Source organism: Alishewanella aestuarii B11, assembly GCF_000280055.1.
Taxonomy (GTDB): domain Bacteria; phylum Pseudomonadota; class Gammaproteobacteria; order Enterobacterales; family Alteromonadaceae; genus Alishewanella; species Alishewanella aestuarii.
The window spans coordinates 141,143-158,328 of the sequence record NZ_ALAB01000028.1 but is presented as its reverse complement, the minus strand read 5'-3'; the positions used below and the strand labels follow the sequence as shown (position 1 = coordinate 158,328).

17 protein-coding genes are annotated in these 17,186 nt (G+C 51.8%); 8 read left to right on the top strand and 9 right to left on the bottom strand.

Features of this window, described 5'->3' with window-relative positions:
- The first annotated feature begins 77 nt into the window (after positions 1-77).
- From AEST_RS12260 to rnk, 3 genes are all read left to right on the top strand, one after another.
- A complete protein-coding gene (locus AEST_RS12260; RefSeq protein ID WP_008609419.1) occupies positions 78-1,574 on the top strand; it encodes a NarK family nitrate/nitrite MFS transporter in 1,497 nt (498 codons plus the stop codon).
- A gap of 16 nt (positions 1,575-1,590) precedes the next feature.
- On the top strand, positions 1,591-3,327 hold the full coding sequence (locus AEST_RS12255) for a bifunctional protein-serine/threonine kinase/phosphatase (protein ID WP_008609418.1): 1,737 nt from the start codon (positions 1,591-1,593) through the stop codon (positions 3,325-3,327).
- Between the two features lie 100 nt (positions 3,328-3,427).
- Positions 3,428-3,832 (top strand): nucleoside diphosphate kinase regulator, encoded by a 405-nt coding sequence (rnk, locus tag AEST_RS12250; protein ID WP_008609417.1) that lies wholly within the window; start codon positions 3,428-3,430, stop codon positions 3,830-3,832.
- 80 nt (positions 3,833-3,912) lie between these two features.
- Here rnk and mog read toward each other — a convergent pair whose 3' ends face one another.
- The 3 genes from mog to ubiU form a co-directional block, all read right to left on the bottom strand.
- Positions 3,913-4,449 (bottom strand): molybdopterin adenylyltransferase, encoded by a 537-nt coding sequence (gene mog / locus AEST_RS12245; protein ID WP_008609416.1) that lies wholly within the window; start codon positions 4,447-4,449, stop codon positions 3,913-3,915.
- Between the two features lie 74 nt (positions 4,450-4,523).
- Positions 4,524-5,396: a U32 family peptidase gene (locus AEST_RS12240; RefSeq protein ID WP_008609415.1), complete on the bottom strand. Its 873-nt coding sequence runs from the start codon at positions 5,394-5,396 to the stop codon at positions 4,524-4,526.
- Positions 5,397-5,399: 3 nt separating this feature from the next.
- Entirely contained in the window at positions 5,400-6,392 is a 993-nt protein-coding gene (gene ubiU / locus AEST_RS12235) for a ubiquinone anaerobic biosynthesis protein UbiU (RefSeq protein WP_008609414.1), read from the bottom strand.
- Between the two features lie 108 nt (positions 6,393-6,500).
- On the opposite strand from ubiU, the gene ubiT reads away from it, so the two are divergent.
- Positions 6,501-7,028, top strand: coding sequence for a ubiquinone anaerobic biosynthesis accessory factor UbiT (gene ubiT, locus AEST_RS12230; protein ID WP_193353438.1), 528 nt, complete (start codon positions 6,501-6,503; stop codon positions 7,026-7,028).
- 27 nt (positions 7,029-7,055) lie between these two features.
- Positions 7,056-8,417, top strand: coding sequence for an oxygen-independent coproporphyrinogen III oxidase (gene hemN / locus AEST_RS12225; protein WP_008609411.1), 1,362 nt, complete (start codon positions 7,056-7,058; stop codon positions 8,415-8,417).
- A gap of 133 nt (positions 8,418-8,550) precedes the next feature.
- Here the strand turns inward: hemN and AEST_RS12220 are convergent, their stop codons facing one another.
- Positions 8,551-8,955 carry a hypothetical protein gene (locus AEST_RS12220; RefSeq protein ID WP_008609408.1) on the bottom strand — a complete coding sequence of 135 codons (405 nt, stop codon included), beginning with the start codon at positions 8,953-8,955 and terminating at the stop codon, positions 8,551-8,553.
- 174 nt (positions 8,956-9,129) lie between these two features.
- Here AEST_RS12220 and AEST_RS12215 point away from each other — a divergent pair, with 174 nt between their 5' ends.
- On the top strand, positions 9,130-11,112 hold the full coding sequence (locus AEST_RS12215; RefSeq protein WP_008609406.1) for a methyl-accepting chemotaxis protein: 1,983 nt from the start codon (positions 9,130-9,132) through the stop codon (positions 11,110-11,112).
- A 44-nt stretch (positions 11,113-11,156) separates the two neighbouring features.
- On the opposite strand, the gene AEST_RS12210 is transcribed toward AEST_RS12215, so the two are convergent.
- From AEST_RS12210 to nrdG, 4 genes are all read right to left on the bottom strand, one after another.
- On the bottom strand, positions 11,157-12,161 hold the full coding sequence (locus tag AEST_RS12210; RefSeq protein ID WP_008609404.1) for a DUF4382 domain-containing protein: 1,005 nt from the start codon (positions 12,159-12,161) through the stop codon (positions 11,157-11,159).
- Between the two features lie 177 nt (positions 12,162-12,338).
- Positions 12,339-12,626, bottom strand: coding sequence for a hypothetical protein (locus tag AEST_RS12205; RefSeq protein WP_008609403.1), 288 nt, complete (start codon positions 12,624-12,626; stop codon positions 12,339-12,341).
- 146 nt (positions 12,627-12,772) lie between these two features.
- Positions 12,773-14,575: an anaerobic ribonucleoside-triphosphate reductase gene (nrdD, locus tag AEST_RS12200; RefSeq protein WP_039925493.1), complete on the bottom strand. Its 1,803-nt coding sequence runs from the start codon at positions 14,573-14,575 to the stop codon at positions 12,773-12,775.
- Between the two features lie 22 nt (positions 14,576-14,597).
- Positions 14,598-15,059 (bottom strand): anaerobic ribonucleoside-triphosphate reductase activating protein, encoded by a 462-nt coding sequence (nrdG, locus tag AEST_RS12195; RefSeq protein WP_008609401.1) that lies wholly within the window; start codon positions 15,057-15,059, stop codon positions 14,598-14,600.
- A 245-nt stretch (positions 15,060-15,304) separates the two neighbouring features.
- Here nrdG and AEST_RS12190 point away from each other — a divergent pair, with 245 nt between their 5' ends.
- Entirely contained in the window at positions 15,305-15,829 is a 525-nt protein-coding gene (locus tag AEST_RS12190; protein ID WP_238534601.1) for a hypothetical protein, read from the top strand.
- 80 nt (positions 15,830-15,909) lie between these two features.
- Positions 15,910-16,308 (top strand): c-type cytochrome, encoded by a 399-nt coding sequence (locus AEST_RS12185; protein WP_008609396.1) that lies wholly within the window; start codon positions 15,910-15,912, stop codon positions 16,306-16,308.
- Between the two features lie 105 nt (positions 16,309-16,413).
- Here the strand turns inward: AEST_RS12185 and AEST_RS12180 are convergent, their stop codons facing one another.
- Entirely contained in the window at positions 16,414-17,181 is a 768-nt protein-coding gene (locus tag AEST_RS12180; RefSeq protein WP_008609392.1) for a peptidylprolyl isomerase, read from the bottom strand.
- Positions 17,182-17,186: the final 5 nt, after the last annotated feature.

Here is a 17,186-nt window from a genome sequence, read left to right as displayed (position 1 = left end):
CCAGATCAATTTTTCCGGCCTAAAAACCCCTAGACTTGTACTGGAATATCATTCTATGACTCTTTCAGGAGGTCTGTATGGCTGGCGCAGCGTCTGCGGCAGGGCAAAGCAGTAAACTCAATCTGCTTAATTTTGCTGAACAAAAAATAAAAATGTTACACCTGACCTGGTTTGCGTTCTTTCTTACCTTTGTGATTTGGTTTGCTCATGCGCCCTTACTGATGCATATCAAAGAAGCGCTGGCGTTAACCGATGCCCAGATCCGGGCTTTGCTGATATTAAACGTGGCATTGACCATTCCGGCGCGCATCGTAGTGGGAATGATGGTGGATAAATATGGCCCGCGTATTATGTATTCGGTGTTGTTATTTATCTCGGCCTTGCTCTGTATCGGCTTTGCTTTTGCCAATACCTATGATGCCCTGGCCTTATTCCGCTTTTTACTGGGCTTTGTCGGCGCAGGCTTTGTGGTAGGGATCCGGCTGGTTGGTGAGTGGTTTCCGCATAACCAGGTGGGTACCGCTGAAGGTATCTACGGTGGCTGGGGTAATTTTGGCTCGGCGGCAGCTGCGATGACGCTGCCAACAGTGGCGCTGATGTTCGGTGGTGAAAATGGCTGGCGCTATGCGATTGCCTCAGTTGGGGTGATCAGTGCGGTCTATTCACTGATTTTCTATAAATTTGCCCGTAATACACCCAAAGGCTCGACTTATTTTAAACCGAAAAAAACCGGTGCCATGGTAGTTACCAGCTGGGGCGCATTGTGGGCCCTGATTCTGATGAATATCCCAATGCACCTGGCACTGGGGATCCTGGCCTGGCGTTTATCACCAGCAGGGGTGAATTTGTTCTCCGAAACCGCCATGTACAGCATCTGGGGCGCGCTGGTGGTGTTGTTTATCTTCCAGACGCAACAAACCTGGAAAATCAACGCCGAACATTTACGCGAAGGCGTGCCTGAGCATGACAAATACAGCTTTAAGCAGGTCGGGATCTTAAATATTGCTTACTTTGCGACCTTTGGCTCTGAGCTGGCGGTGGTATCAATGCTGCCACTGTATTTCCTGGAAACCTTCGAGGGGATGACGGCGGTAAAAGCGGGTTTGCTAGCGTCTGCGTTCGCCTTTATGAATCTGGTGTCGCGGCCAATGGGAGGCTGGTTCTCTGATAAATTTGGCCGGCGTAAGAGTATGGTGATCCTGATTGGTGGTCTGGCTGCCGGCTATTTTCTGATGGGCTTGATGGACAGCCACTGGTGGATCCCGTTGGCCGTATTAGCGGTAATGGCTTGCTCCTTCTTTGTGCAAGCCGGCGAAGGCGCGGTGTTTGCGATAGTGCCACTGATCAAGCGCAGTATGACCGGCCAGATCGCCGGGATGGCAGGTGCTTACGGTAATGTGGGGGCTGTGGTGTACCTGACCGTACTAAGCTATGTCGATTTTAGTACCTTCTTCTATGTGATTGCCGCCTCAGCATTGATTGGCTTGGTTGCGGTGATGTTCCTCGACGATCCTAAGGGACATATTGTCGAGGTGGCGGAAGATGGTACAGTACATAGAATTAATGTCGGTTAAATAAGGGCGTGCCGCTGTGGCAGAGTTAGCACTGCAGTTACAATATGGCGCTCAGACTGCGGCCGGCGTAAAAGCGGCCAACGAGGATGCGGTTGCCTGTCAGTTGCCTGACTCTGCCTACTTACTGCAACATAAGGGTGCCTGTTTCGTGCTGGCCGATGGCGTCAGTACCGCTGAAGCTGGCGCTCAGGCCAGTAAACTGGCCACCGAACGGTTTTGTCAGGAATATCCGCAAACTCCGGATAGTTGGTCGGTGGCCTACAGTGCCGAGCAGTTACTGGCCACCATCAACAACCAGCTGTATCAATTCAGTCATAAGTTTGCCCATGAACAAAAAGGCTATTTATGTACCTTTAGTGCTTTGGTGCTGAAGTCGCGGACTGCGCATTTCTTCCATATCGGTGACAGCCGTATCTATCTGTTGCGTAACGCCAGTTTGCAGCAGCTGACGCAGGATCATATTACGGTATTGTCGGAGCAGCGGCAGTTTTTAGGCCGGGCACTGGGCATGGATGCCAAGGTCGCAGCGCAGCAAGGTGCATTGGCGTTGCAAGCGGGTGATCGTTTTTTACTAACCTCGGATGGCATTCACGACTTTTTAAGCGAGGCCGAATTAACTCAGCTGCTGACGACAGTAACGGATCCGGAGCAATGCAGCCGACAATTACTGGAGCAGGCATTAGCGCATGGCAGCGATGATAATGTCAGCGCGATAGTGGTAGATGTGGCGCAGTTACCTGAGCAGAGCCTGGATGATTTAAGCTCCGAGCTGACCCGGTTACCCTTCCCGCCGGCGTTAAGCCCAGGTATGAAGCTGGATGGTTATCGGGTAGTGCGAGAGCTCTATGCCAGTAGCCGCAGCCACCTGTATCTGGTGGAAGATGAAGCCACCGCAGAGCAGCTGGTGCTTAAGAGCCCATCGCAGAATTATGCCGATGATGTGCTTTATATCGATCGCTTTATCCGCGAAGAGTGGATTGGCCTGCGGATCCAGTCGCCGCGCGTAGTTAAGGTGATCCGACAAAGCCGGCCACGGACCTTTCTGTACTATTTAATGGAGCATTTGCAGGGCCAGAGTTTAGAGCACTGGCTGGCAGAGCAGCCACAGCCGCTTAAACCCGCGTTGGCAATTAAACTGGTGAAACAGATAGCCGAAGGCCTACAGGCGTTTCACCGCATGGGCGCCATTCATCAGGACCTGAAACCCGGCAATATTATGCGTCTGGCCGATGGCAGCCTGAAATTGGTGGATTTTGGTTCGGTGTTTGTTGCCGGTCTGGCGGAAATCTACAGCCCACTGCACCACGAAGGCGCTTTGGGCACCGCGACCTATTCCGATCCGCACTATCTGCTGGGGCATAATTCCGGCGTGCAGGGTGATGTGTATGCCTTGGCGACCATTGCCTATGAGCTGTTTAGTGGCGGTCATTTACCCTATGGCCCGGCGGTAGAAGAATGCCGGGTGGCGAGCGATTATGACCGGCTGCGCTATCGCAGTGCCAGTCAGTTTAACCCGCTAATCCCGACCTGGTTTGACCGGGCCTTGCAAAAGGGAGTGAGTTTGGATCTGAGTTACCGCTATCAGAGTATCAGCCAGTTACTGACCGATTTGCAGCAACCCAACCCGGCGTTTTTGCATGAAGAGGTCAAGCAGCAGAATAAATCCAATCCACTGCTATTCTGGCAACTGTTGTCCGGTTTCTGGTTTATTACCCTGTTATTGGTGATCTGGTTGTTTCTGCTACGCCGTTAGCTTGCTTTTTCGCGGTTGCAGGGGTATAACTGACTAAATTCTGAAAAGTCCGACGGCGTTAGCCGGCGGGCTTTTTTCTTTTTTTACTTGGGAGTGTCATATGTCAGCTACACCTATCGTCGTTTCCAGTTTAGATATGGATCGGATTGAAGCCTTACTTGAGAAGATGCCCCGGCTGACGCCGGAGCTGGAAAAGCTGGAGTCAGAGTTGGATCGGGCTAGTGTGGTTGAACCTACCGCATTACCTGCGAATGTGGTCAGTATGAACTCGACGGTGCGCTTTAAGTTTGCCGGCGATAACAAGGTGTTTGAGAAAACCCTGGTTTATCCGCATGACCTGAAAAACGATGAGCAAATTTCGATTTTTGCTCCGGTTGGCAGTGCTCTGCTCGGGTTAGCGGTGGGTCAAGCACTGGAATGGCCGATGCCACATGGCCAAAGCCGCACCGTTGAAATTCTTGACGTGCTATATCAACCAGAACGCGCCGGCGAATACCAGCGTTAACCGCTAAGCCTGCAGCGACTCTGCGCTCCGGCTCCGGTAGTCTTGCCTAACGGAGTCGAAGCCTGGGGTAGAGGCTGGCACTAACTTTTGGGTCTAAAGGCCTGCATCACTGCTTCGTTACACTGCAGATAAGGGCCGTCCATCAGATCGATGCAGTAAGGCACCGCCGGGAACACCGCATCCAGACACTGGCGGATTGCCTTGGGTTTGCCCGGTAAGTTAATAATCAGGCAGCTGCCACGTAAGCCAGCGGTTTGCCGTGACAAAATAGCGGTTGGCACATACTTTAACGACTCCTGACGCATCAGCTCACCAAAGCCCGGCATCAACCTGTCACAGACGGCCTCTGTGGCTTCTGGCGTGACATCGCGTTTAGCAGGCCCGGTACCGCCGGTGGTGACAATTAAACAGCAACCCTGTTGCTCGGCCAGTTCTATCAGGGTTTGTTCAATCAGAGGTTGTTCATCCGGGATCAAACGGTACTCGGCCTGCCAGTCGCTGCTTAGATACTCTGTTAAGGTATCGATTATCGCCTTGCCGGATAAATCTTCATATATACCGGCACTGGCGCGGTCGCTTACCGTAACAATGCCAATTTTTGCCTGTTGTTGCGTCATCTGCGCTCCGGATTACAATTCAACATTCAACATTCAACATTCAACATTCAACACTCAACATTCAACACTCATCATCACCCCGTCGCCATCCCTGCCAGCTTTAGCCAATAACCATTACTTTCGGTATCACTCAGTTGTTGTGGCGCGGCGCCATGCTGGTTCGCCTTAAATCTATTCAACCAGGCAAAGGTCCCCTCGGGCTCTGGGCTTAACCGTACTACATCAACCAACCCCTGCATAGCCGGTAGCTGATTAATCAGGTTATACCGATAGCCAGATTGGGTTTGAATACCGTTTAGCACAAAAACCTGGGTACCATCCTGGCTATGCACAGTGCGCCCCTGCGGATATTTAATGCAACAGAGTTCGCACTGATCTTTAGCGCGATTCTCGGAGCGGGCGGTAAAGCAGCGACCACTCCAGGCCAGCGGTAAATGGCCAAAGGCAAACACCTCGGTTTGAAAGCAATCGCGGATATCCTGAATAATGCCCTCGTTTAACACCTGTTGTAGCCAGTCGCCGGATAGTTCAACCGGCATTACCCAGCGTAATAAACCCATACCTACTAAGCGGCGCAGGCTATGCTGGTTATAGCAGTTAATGGCTGCGCCGGCGACAAAGGGCAGACCCTGTTCGTACAGCATAGCAATAGCGCCAACATCATTAGCTTCCAGCATAAAGTCGCCGTTATCGACGTACTTGCGCAGCTCGCGCAGTTCAGACGGTGACTCCAACAGCGTCATGCCAGATAAACACACCTGTTTGCCGGCTTCGCGCAGCATATGCGCCAGCTTAAGATAGTCTTCCAGTTTTAGCTCGCGTCTTTTGCTGCAAACGGTTTCGCCCAGATAAACAATATCCACGGCTGAGTCGGCGGCCTGGCGGTAAAACTCCAGCATCTGTGCTTTGGGCCAGAAATACAGTACCGGGCCAAGTGAGAATTGCATAGGTTATTTCCATTTCCGATGATAGGCACCGAGGGTGGTTTGGTTGCCCTCGGCCAGATTATTCAGCACCTGCTGCCAGTGTTGTTGCACCAGAAAATGCGCTGGATCCTGCATTACCGCATCAATAGCCGCCCGCCAAACCTGAGTGATCTGGGTTACATAAGCCGGACTGCGCTGCCGGCCTTCAATTTTCAGTGAGCTAATGCCCTCGGCATAGAGCTGTGGCAGTAAATCCAGGGTGTTCAGGCTGGTTGGCTCTTCCAGCACATGGTAGGTATCGGCATCGACTCTGAAACGTCCTTTACAGAGGGTCGGGTAGCCGGCGGTTTCATCCGCGGCGAAGCGGTCAATCAACACTTCATTTAAGCGCGACTCCAGTACACCGTCTTGCTCTTGCCAGCGAACAAAGGCCGCCGGTGAGCAGGCGCCGGCGGTATTCGGTGACTGCCCGGTTAAGTAAGAACTCAGATAGCAACGCCCCTCAGCCATAATGCATAAGCTGCCAAAGGCAAAGACTTCCAAATCGATATCACAGCTGCGGGCCAGCGCGCGCACCTGTTGCATCGAAAGCACCCGTGGTAACACCACCCGGCGGATATTAAATTGCCGGTAGAACTCAATGGCGGCGGCATTGGTGGCCGAAGCCTGCACCGACAGATGTAATTCAACCTGCGGATAGCGTTCTGCGGCATAGGCCAGCACTGCCATATCGGCAAGAATCAGTACATCGGTGCCAGCCCGTACTGCACTGTCGACCGCCTGCTGCCAGCGCGACCAAGCCGCGGGGTGAGCAAAGGTATTAATGGCCACATGCAATTTACGCCCCGCCTGATGCACATAGCGGGCAACCTCAGTCAGTTGCGACTCAGTAAAGTTTAAGCCGGCAAAGTGCCGGGCATTGGTGTCATCTTTTAAGCCGACATAGATCGCATCGGCCCCCTGACTAATTGCTGCTTTGACTGCCGGCATACTGCCAGCCGGACAGAGTAACTCCATATCAGCCTCATTACTGTGACCCTGCCTGCTGTACCCCGGAAAGGCTATAGGCAGCGCCGTAGAACTATGCTTTTATTATAGGGAATTTAGCTGGTGGGTGGCTTCTATATGTTTGATATTAAAAGGGTTAGTCATAAATTGGTAGCGCTGCTACCTACTTTGGCGCAGCGGGTGCAACAGCTGACGCCCAAGCGTGTGCAGCAGCAGGGCTTAACGCTGCTGCTAAATAAATTTTTTCAGCCAGAGCTAACTGCCGGCAGTCTGGATTTTCTGGCACAGCGATACTTAGTGTTACAGGTAAGCGACTGGCAACTGAGCTTTGCCATAACTTTAAAAAACAACAAATTACAGGTTGAACTGGCATCTGTGCAGCAGGATCTGCTGATTAAAGCCAGCAGTCAGGATTTTCTGGATCTGATCTGCGGCAAAGTCGATCCGGATACCTTATTTTTCCGGCGTCGCCTCAGTATGTTAGGGGATACCGAGCTGGGACTGTACTGCAAGAATCTGCTCGATACTATTGAGTTAAGCCGCTTGCCGCCGCCACTGCCGGCCTTGCTGCTAAGCTGGCAAAGTTTGTTGGCAACGGCAGAGGTTGCGGCAGATCAAACTGCTACAGTACCTGGCAGCTTATAATTGTCCTGAGTTTTCCGGAGACAGCAGATGCAAAGCATACAGTGGGACGCGGCGTTAATCGCCAAATACAATATTAACGGGCCGCGTTATACCTCTTATCCAACCGCGCTGGCGCTTAACACTGCCTTTCCGCAGGCGGCATTGTTGCAGGCGCTGGCCAGCAGTGGCCGTGAGTTAAGCCTGTATCTGCATATCCCGTTCTGTCATAAGCTGTGTTACTACTGCGGCTGCAATAAAGTTGTCACCCGCCATCAGCATAAAGCCGATGCCTATCTCGATGCCGTGGCTGCAGAAATGGCACTTTATAGTCCGCATCTGCAGCAGAAAGTGATTAATCAGTTGCATCTGGGCGGTGGTACCCCAACCTTTTTAACCGAAGCACAGCTCAGCCGCTTAATGGCGTTGTTACACCAGCACTTTACGATTTTGCCGGCTGCCGAAATCAGTATTGAAATTGATCCGCGCAGCTGCAGCGACGACAAACTGCGGCATTTAAAACAACTGGGTTTTAACCGCGTTAGCTTTGGCGTGCAGGATCTGGACGAAAAAGTCCAGATTGCGATTAACCGGGTGCAGGACACTGAGTTGATCCGGCATCAGGTGGCATTATGTCGCGAGCTGGGGTTTAGTTCGGTCAATCTGGACCTGATCTATGGTTTACCCTATCAGCAGCCGGCCAGCTTTGCCGAGACGGTCGCTGAAATTATCCGGCTTGATCCGGATCGAATTTCATTATTTAGCTATGCCCATTTACCGGAGCGCTTTGCCGCGCAGCGCAAAATTCCGGATAGCAGCCTGCCCGATGCGCCGGCCAAGCTGGCGTTAATGCAGCTGGCGATTAACAAGCTGGTGGCGGCCGGTTATCAGTTTATCGGTATGGATCACTTTGCTAAACCGGAAGATGCCCTGGCCAAAGCCCAGCAAGCCGGCAAATTACAGCGTAATTTTCAGGGCTATACCACGGCAGGGCAGGACGCGCTACTCGGTCTGGGCGTATCCAGTATCAGCCAGGTAAACGGCGTGCTGTGGCAAAATAGCAAAGACGTTGCCAGCTACTATGCGGCTATTGCACAACAGCAGCTAGCGGTTGAGCGAGGCTTTGTGTTATCGGCAGATGATCGGCTACGTGCGGCGCTGATTAGCCAGTTAATCTGCCATTTTGAGCTGGATATTATCGCTTTTAGTCAGCAGTGGCAGCTGCCGAGCTTCTGGCAGTATTTCGACAGCGCGCTGAGTTTGCTTAAGCCCTTTATGGAGGATGGCCTGGTGGAGATCTACGCCGAACGGATCCGGGTTACGGACGCCGGCCGGCTCTGGGTGCGCAGTATCTGTGCCTGTTTTGATGCCTATCTGCAGCAAGGGCAGCAACGTTATTCCAAAGTGATCTGAGTAAGGCGTTATGGCTGGGAGCGCAGCTAACTATTGCTGACATTCAGAGTTTTAATATCTGCCAGGTGGTAAAGTGCGGCGCTAGGCCACAGCGGTTGCGTTTTTTCCGTGTAGCGCAGCGCTGAGGTATTCGCTAGTACAGTGCCACCAGCTCGCCATTTTTATCAAAGGTCAGAAAGTCGGCAATCATGCCGCCCTGAATCTTCTGCATCATCATTTGTAATGGCTGTACGGCCTCGTCGCTATTCGGCGGAAAGCCGCCACGGCCACCCAAGGCAGAGACAAAGGCGATATCCCAGTCGATGCCGGTGTGAGCCGATTCAGTTACCAATTGCTGAAAGGCGCTAACCTCTTCCGGTAATTTATCGACACAGAGTACCGGCGCCAGAGCGCCGCCCTGACCTTGCTCAAAGTTATGCTTTTGGCTATCAGTATAACCATTAGGTAGTTCAGCTTTAGCAAATACAAATAGCAGACGTTGCGGCTCTTGTTGCATTGCTGCGGCCTGCAGTAAGTCCTGGTATGACTGAATATTCATGCTGTTGGCTCCAAGCGGATTATTTGGCAGCTATGCTAACAACAAGGAGAGCGCTACTGCTATCCGGCAAAGGGGGGTGGGCTTTACCTCTGATGGGGTAGCCTACTTTGCTTTGGCTGGCGCTGGGTAGATTCCACCTATAATGCCGTGGTGCTTTTAACCTCCGAGGCAGTTATGCAACATTTTATCCGCAATCTAACCCTGAGCCATAAGTTAATACTGTTACTCAGTTTACCCGTGCTGCTGTTAGTGTGGCTGGCAGTCACGCAGTTCAATGACCGCTGGCAAGAAGTCCGTGTTGCGACTCGGGTTGGTACAGCGATTGACGTCAGTGCAGTGATGGGGGAGCTGATTGGTGCACTGCAGGCTGAGCGTGGCGCCAGTGGCGTGGTGATTAATAGCCAGGGACAGCGCTTTACTGACCGGCTTCGGCAATTACGCCTGAGCAGTGACCAGCAGCTGGCGCGTTTTCAGCAGTACCGGCAACCAGAGGTTCAGCAGCTGCAGCAGCGCTTTGGCGAACTTAGCGCCTTGCGACAACAGGTAGACAGTTTTGCCCTGACCGCAAATCAGTCAGCCGAGCGCTACACCGTGTTAATTCGTGCGTTGATGGATTTTAACCAGCAACTGGAAGCCAACCTGAGCCATTTGGCGATGGCGCGGCAGCTAAATGTGCTGAATCAGTTTATCGAAATGAAAGAGCGAGCCGGGCGTGAGCGCGCTATTTTGGGGCTGGCCTTTAGCCGAGATAGCTTTACCCCGGAATTACTCGCCCGTTTTACCAATAATCTTGGAGCCTTTTATGCCTTTGAAGAAAACTTTCTAAAAGCGCTGTCTGACAGCCAATTACAGCGCTTACGTAGTTTGCAAGCTGATACAAGCTTTGCCGAGGTAAGCCGTTTGCAGCAATTGGCCTTTACGGTGCCGCTGGGTGACAGTTTAGGTATGGATGACGGCGCCTGGTTTGATTTATCAACACGGCGCATTAATCAGATGGCCACCTTTGAGCGTGAACTCAGTGCGGATATTGCCAACCAGGCCGCTGTATTTGCGCAGCAGGCCCGTCGCAGCTTGTTCGGTTTAGCTGCAGTTATCGGCTTGGCACTGACAGCGGTGTGCTTACTGGCGATAGGGATCAGCCGCAATATCCGGGCGGCGGTGACCGAGATTGCGCGGGTGATGACGGCATTGGCTGCGCGCGATCTGACACAGCGCAGTAGCTATTCTGGCCGCGATGAATTCGGCAGTATTAGTCAACATACTAACCAGCTGGCTGATGAATTACAGGACGTGGTGCAGGAAATTGGTTCAGCCACGACGCAGGTGGCTACGGCAGCCGAACAATGTTCGACGGTAACGCTGCAAACCAGCCAGGGCGTGCAGCAACAACAGCGTGATACCGAATTGGTTGCCACTGCCATGCATGAAATGAGTGCAACGGTAAAAAATGTGGCCAGTAGCACTGCCGAGGCCGCAACCTTGTCGGAGCAGGTGCAGCAGAATGCGACAGTCGGGCAACATAAATTGCAGCAAACAATTCATCTGATTGAGCAGTTAGCGGCACAGGTTAGTGATACCGCATCAGTAATCGACCAAGTGAAACAGGAGAGCAATGCCATCAGTTCAGTTTTGGATGTGATCCGCGGTATCGCTGAACAAACCAATCTGTTAGCGTTAAATGCAGCGATTGAAGCGGCGCGCGCTGGTGAGCAGGGACGGGGGTTTGCGGTGGTTGCCGATGAGGTTCGCACCCTGGCACAACGCACGGCAAAATCAACAGGTGATATTCAGCGGATGATCGAGGGGCTGCAGCAGGGCTCGGAGAGGGCATCAACAGCGATGCAGCGCAGCTTGCAGCAGGTTGCAGACGGTACGGCTAATGTAAATGAGACCGGGCGCATTTTGCATCAGGTGCTGCTAGGTATTGCTGGGATTAATGATCAGAATATCCAAATCGCCTCGGCAGCCGAGCAGCAAAGTACGGTGGCGGAACAGATTAATCAGAAAGTTCTGAGTATTAGTGAAGTTGCGGTACAAAGTAGTGCCGGTGCCGGGCAAACCGCGATGACCAGCCGCGAGCTTGCCGGGTTAGCAGGACAACTTGATGACCTGATTAGCCGCTTTAAAATTCATCATACCAGCACTATCGGAGCTTAGAGTTTGGTTGCGCTGGGCAACCAAACCCTGAGCACAAGGCAGGATTAATCGCCTTGGGCAAAGTCCAGCTGATATGGCTGCTGGCGCGCTTCGATGGTGATATTCTTGCTGGTAATAAAGACAATATCATCGGCAGCTTCAGGTTGATCGTCCAGATCGCAGGTGATGGCAACAGTGTAGCTACCTGCTTCAACAAAGCCGATACTGTAGTGGTAGCGGGTCTCGTCATTTTTAAAGAACACCGCTGTGCTGGCGTAAGGTTGGTACAGCTTGTTGCCACCATTATCAGACAGATCGGCTAACGGCCGGCTGGCACCAGCATAAAGATAGACGGCGGCAACCGCGGCCCTGTCATCTGCCGGATTCACCGGGCACTGGTTATCGATAAGGAAACCCTCTGCTACGTTGCCCTGCAAATGCCCCACCTGGCTGTTATCGACTAAGCGCAGGCCGGTGGGTTTTAACAAGTAATTCTGATTGTTTGGTGTGCTAACACCGGCAGGATTGGCGTCAACCAGAGCTTTACGCAAATCAAACTCCAGCGTGTAATTAAAATTGCCACCGGCTGAGAGCACCGGACCATTTAATCTTAACTGATTTGACGGTACCCGCAGCGATACGCGGCTGCCATCTAAACGCTCGACATAGCTGCCCTCAGCAATATCAAGCCGCAACTGACCATACTGACCAGCCGGCACAACCGCAGAGCGGATCAAGGCTTCAGAATTGGCACCTTGTAGGGTAAGTAAATCGATACCTCGGGTATTGGGGATCACCGTGCCGGAGGCGGTGCGGCATAAATCATTGGCTTCTGAGGTAAACTGACCTGAACCCAGGGTAAAACGTTGAGGTTGTAAATCATTACCAACCAATTCAATCCCCGAGAAACAAACCACCACTTTCGCAGCTTCGGTAACAGGGGCATCACTAACACCAAAACTAAAGACGGCAGTTTGGGCGCTAACCTGAACATCGTCACTGCCACCGCACGCGGTAAGACCGGCCAGACTAAGCAGAGCAATAGGTAATAGAGGTTTCACTGACATCATTTATACTCCATGGAAATTAGACCTTTTATGGTCATACAGGCCGAGGCGCATAGTGTTTATCGCGCTTCGGTGTTGTGAGCTGAGTTTTCTGATCAATATCAGGCTAGCAGTGCCAGGCTGAAACTAGCCTGAATGACCGTCTTTTTGTGGTGTTGTTGGTGTATACCGTGGTCTTGTTTAGTCAGCGGCGAGGATTTTATTGCGCACCAAATTACGATGCACGCTTTGGCATAGCTTGCCAAAGCGGCGCAATTCATCAAACTTAGGGATGCGGCCTTGTTTTAGCGCGCTTTCCCAAAAGCAGAGTTCAGAATCGACCAGTTCCAGCATTTTCTTTGGACAGCCCTGACAATCGCTATTGGTAATGCCGCAAACATAGGTTGCCGGTTCGTAGAGCGGCAAGGTGGCTTTGACTTCGCTAATCAGCTGCTGCATGGCGGTTTGCAGCTTGGGTTTGTTACTCATTGCGCCTCCGCTGGGACTGATAACGCAGTTTACGGCGGGTAAGGCCTGCGCGCTATGCCTCCACAGTAGTAGCTAAGCTAAGAAAAAAGGGGGCCAGCAAGCCCCCAAACCGCCTCCGCCTAATTGCGCAAGGGGCCAGGAACGCCTTAACCGGTTTTCTGTAAGCGGGTACTGGCCTGACGTTGATAATGCCGCAGGCTATGTTCCTGCCGGCGGCCAGCGCTAAAGGCGGAGATACGTTTTAAATAGCCAATGACCCGGGTGCCGTAATCAATATCCGGGCTACCACATTGGGCACAGCGGCACAGCGTGCGCTTATCAATGGCGTCACACTGATTACAGATAGTGATTTTGACGTTAACACAAAAATAATTACAGCCGGTATGAGCAGCAATATTCAGCAGTTGCAGATAGCCCTGCAGATCCAGCTTTTCTTCCAGGTTCAGGTGCAGCGCTGAGCCACCATCAAGATAATCTAGTAGCTGACGGCCATGTAGTTGAAACTTGTCCAGCGTATTGCTTTGCTCGTCTTCTACCACGTAAAAATAGGAGTTATAGCAATCACGCGGCACAACATAGCCATCTTCACGATCCCACTTGGCGTTCTTTACCCCCAGATTTTCCGCTGGCACAAACTCGGTATTAAACAGATAACCGTATTCGGCTTTTGCCGCCTTATTAGCCTCAAAAATCACTTTTAGCTGTTGCTGCACAAAGTTGATATAGGCGGCATTATTGCCAGCGCTTAGGCCCTGAGATTCGGCGGCTTCAACCATGCCGTTAATGCCAATGGTCAGAAATTGTTTATCCAGGCTGATAAAGCCGGCATCGTATACGGTGAGCAAGCCGGCCGCTTTATACTCTTCCAGGAGTTTGCGGTAGGCAACCTGATATTTATGGATTTTGCTGACCTCTGTTGCTAAATCACGGCCATCCTGGACCAGCCGGTTCATATTGAGAGTAATCACATTAATGGAGCCGGTCGCTACTCCGCCAGCGCCTAACGAATAAGAAAAGGTATTATCGCTGATTTCACTACGCAGCCGGCAGCAGCTTGCCAGTGAGTCGGCATTATCAGACTGATAAATAAAAAACGAATTCCCGGCTGCCATTTCGCGGGCTATGTCGATCGCGAACAGCTGATCTTTGCAGCGGCCGTTCTCAGTCAGCATGGCGACGGTGACCACCGGGAAGGTGAGGATAGTTTTCTCGCGCTCTTGATTAAACCAGCTCAGGAAAAATTGCTGTAACGCTGACACCGAAGACCATTCTGGTTTTACAAAGTCCGGAAACACAAAGTTACCAAACATGCTGGCAAAATAGTGCTGGTCATAGACCGAGATATTCCAGAATACACTCTGATAACCGCGCGCCGCCGCCGGCTGGTTTAGTGCATACACCACATGCTGCAGGTGGTTTTCGATTTGTTTGCGATGGGTCTGCAGATAGTTATCGCCATAATCTTTACGGGCAAAATAATCAAAATAGGTCAGAAACTCGACCGTGGCCACAGCGCCGGCAAACTGACTGGACACGGCGAATACAAAGTTAACAAAGCAGCCGCAAAAGGACTCCAGATGTTTCGGAGCCTGCGACTCGCCCCCCAGTTTCGTCAGACCATCGCGTAAGAACGGATACATGGTAACCGATACACAATAGGGCTTCAGGCTGGTTTCGTCATGCACATAAATTTCATGTTGCTCAATTTGGCGCAGATACTCCTTCGCCAGCTCAGCATCAAATAACTCGCGGATCTTATTGCTGACCAGAGCGCGATTAACCTGAATAAACTGATCTTTCATCAGCTCAGCCTCCAGGGTCGCAATATTTTTCTGGGTAACATTGGCATTGGCATCCAGTTTCGAACCATCGGCAGCATTAGGTGCCAGTAAATATTGCTCAATAAAACTTAGTTTCTTTTGTAGTTGTTCGGTGTTAAGCGCCGCCATAGCCATTCCCTCTTGCATTGTGTTAGTTGCGTTGTTGAAAGTGCGAATTCAGACACTGGCCTGTTCGCAAATCGATAAATCTTTGATTGGTGGTTGGGCTTTGCAAACCGCCGCGCGCAGCAAACCAGCGCCCGGTTTTCACAAAAGTCAGTTCACTGCGGATGGATGGGCTTAGCTCAGCCAGTTCCAGCCCGGTATAGAGGCAGCGTTTTAAGCCTGCGGTTTTACTCAGCGTCAGCAGTTTTAGTAATGCTGGCGCTGCCCACTCGCCGCCTAAAAACAGCACACAGCTAATCAACCCCTGATAATCCTGCAAACGTTGCTGAAAATGTTCCGGGCTAAGGGGGCGTCCTTGTTTGGGATCCCAGCTATCGGCGCTATGGCAACCTTTACAGCCCAGCTGGCAGCCACTGATGGTGTATGCCAGCGACACTTCGCCGGGTACTTCTTGCCAGACAACTTGTTCAGCGGTGTAATACAGCATAAAACCCTCTATCTTGTGTTGGTATTGTTGATTATCACTAGATATTGTGGTTTAGCTTAGATGCTTAGCGCTGTGAAAGATTGATCCAGATCAAATTTAGCTAACTGTAACCGCCAGGCTGGCTTGCCAGGTCGCGCCATTACAGCAGTTGTTACCCCATCGGTGGTACAGGGGAAATTGCTTCAGCGTCGGTTAAGGCCGGTGGGCCACAATCAACAGGTGTTTAGCCAGAAATGGAGCCTGCTATGAAAACAGGTATCAATAAAAGCTTGGTAATTGCCACCCTATTCACCTTAACGGCCTGGCCGCTGAGTGCGCATCAGCAGCGCTATGATCCGGTCGAGCAGGTGGCACAGGATGTGGTCGCCTTTACGCTGCAACGGGCGGCAGACGAGTTGTTAAGGGTGGCGCGGATTGATCCGGTGTACCAGGGTTATAGCCGGCATTATGAAATACGGCATGCCCCACCACGTCTTGACGATCGTACCCGTCAGCAACTACGTCGTTTAGCGGCTGAGCATCAGCGTAAACTGGCCAGTTATGAGCGTGAGCTGGATCGGGAGCTGGACAAACTGGCCCGTGAATACCGGAACGATACCCGCAAAGGGAAAGGCCGGCCGCATCATAAAGAGCGGGAGAAATTCCAGCGTAAAGTAGATCGCGCCTATGATAAGTTCGCCGCCAAGGTCGAACGTGAGCATGATCGCTTTGATCGCCAACGTGACCGTATTCTGCGTGATGCGTATGCCTATCAGCCCAGAAGATACTAGTTGATCACTGACATCCGGCATTGACATTGTGCCGATTGCTGGTTTAATCGGTACAGATGTCAGTTACCGGAAATGACCTGATGCGCAGTTTGTTGCTTGTTGTCGTAGTGCTGCTGACTGCCTGCAGCACTAGTCAGCACGATGCTGAACTGAATAGTGCCAACACGCTGCAAGATGCCTTATGGCAGCAAGGGCAAGATGAGTTTATCCGTTGTGTGGCTTGTCACAGCGTTGAGGCCGGCTCTAATACCGAGTTCGGCCCGCATTTACACCAGTTGCTTGGCCGCAAGCTGGCTGGCCTGGACGATTATCTGTATACCGAGGCCGTAAAGCAGATTGATTTGGTGTGGACGGAAGAGGTATTAGATGCCTGGCTGGCGAAACCACAACAACTGGTGCCTGAGATGTGCCTGCCATTTACCGGTATGAGATCAGCAGAAGCCAGACAAGCCTTAATCGCTTATCTGAAAGGGCAATAAAAGCGCAATAAAAAGCCGCCATCTGAAAATCTGACGGCGGCAAAAGGCCCGTTGCCGGGTGTCGAGACACAAAACTCAAAGGCAGTAAGGGTCAGAGACACACCGTTACTGCATTAACGGTGACTCTGATAACTGAAAGTCATAGCCGTCAATTCTGGCCTGCACAATCAATTGATGAATATACTGCGCGACGGCTTTGCGCCGGACTTTCTCGTTCAGGTAATCAGCAATCTTTTGTTTTACTGCACTGTATGGCAGTTGCTGGCCTGGCACTTTACGCATTACTTCAACCACATGCACACCATAACGGCTTTCAATACCTTGCGACATTAAACCGGGCTCAGCACTAAAAATCTGCCGTTCAAACTCGGGTACCGTCTGGCCGCGACTGATTTGGCCAAGACTACCGCCGGTTTCTCTCGATGGGCAAGCCGAGTAATTTCGTGCTGCCTCGACAAAGGGCGTGCCTTGCTGCAGTTGTTGGATCAGAATTTCCGACAGAGTTTTCGCTTCAACCCGGGCGGCATCATCTTCCGGCGCCGCCGCCAACAGAATATGCCGCACTTCTAACAGCGGTGAGCTGGTAAAGCGTTGCGGATTCAGTTTGTAGTATTGCTCACACTCAACGTCTGTAGCCGTCGGGATCAACACTTCACGGGCCAATAAGGCATCCAGATAGTTATTTTCGGTGACGACATTGTTTTCGGTGCTGATTTCCAGCCCCAGTTCCGCAGCACGCTGGCGCAGCAGCTCGCCAATCACCAGCGATTCGGCAGCTTTTAGCATCGCCGTGCGCTTGCTGTCTGCCGGATGGTATTGCATTTCCGCCATAATGGCGGCTTCGCTAATTGGGGTATCGTTAACCTGAATCATTTTGA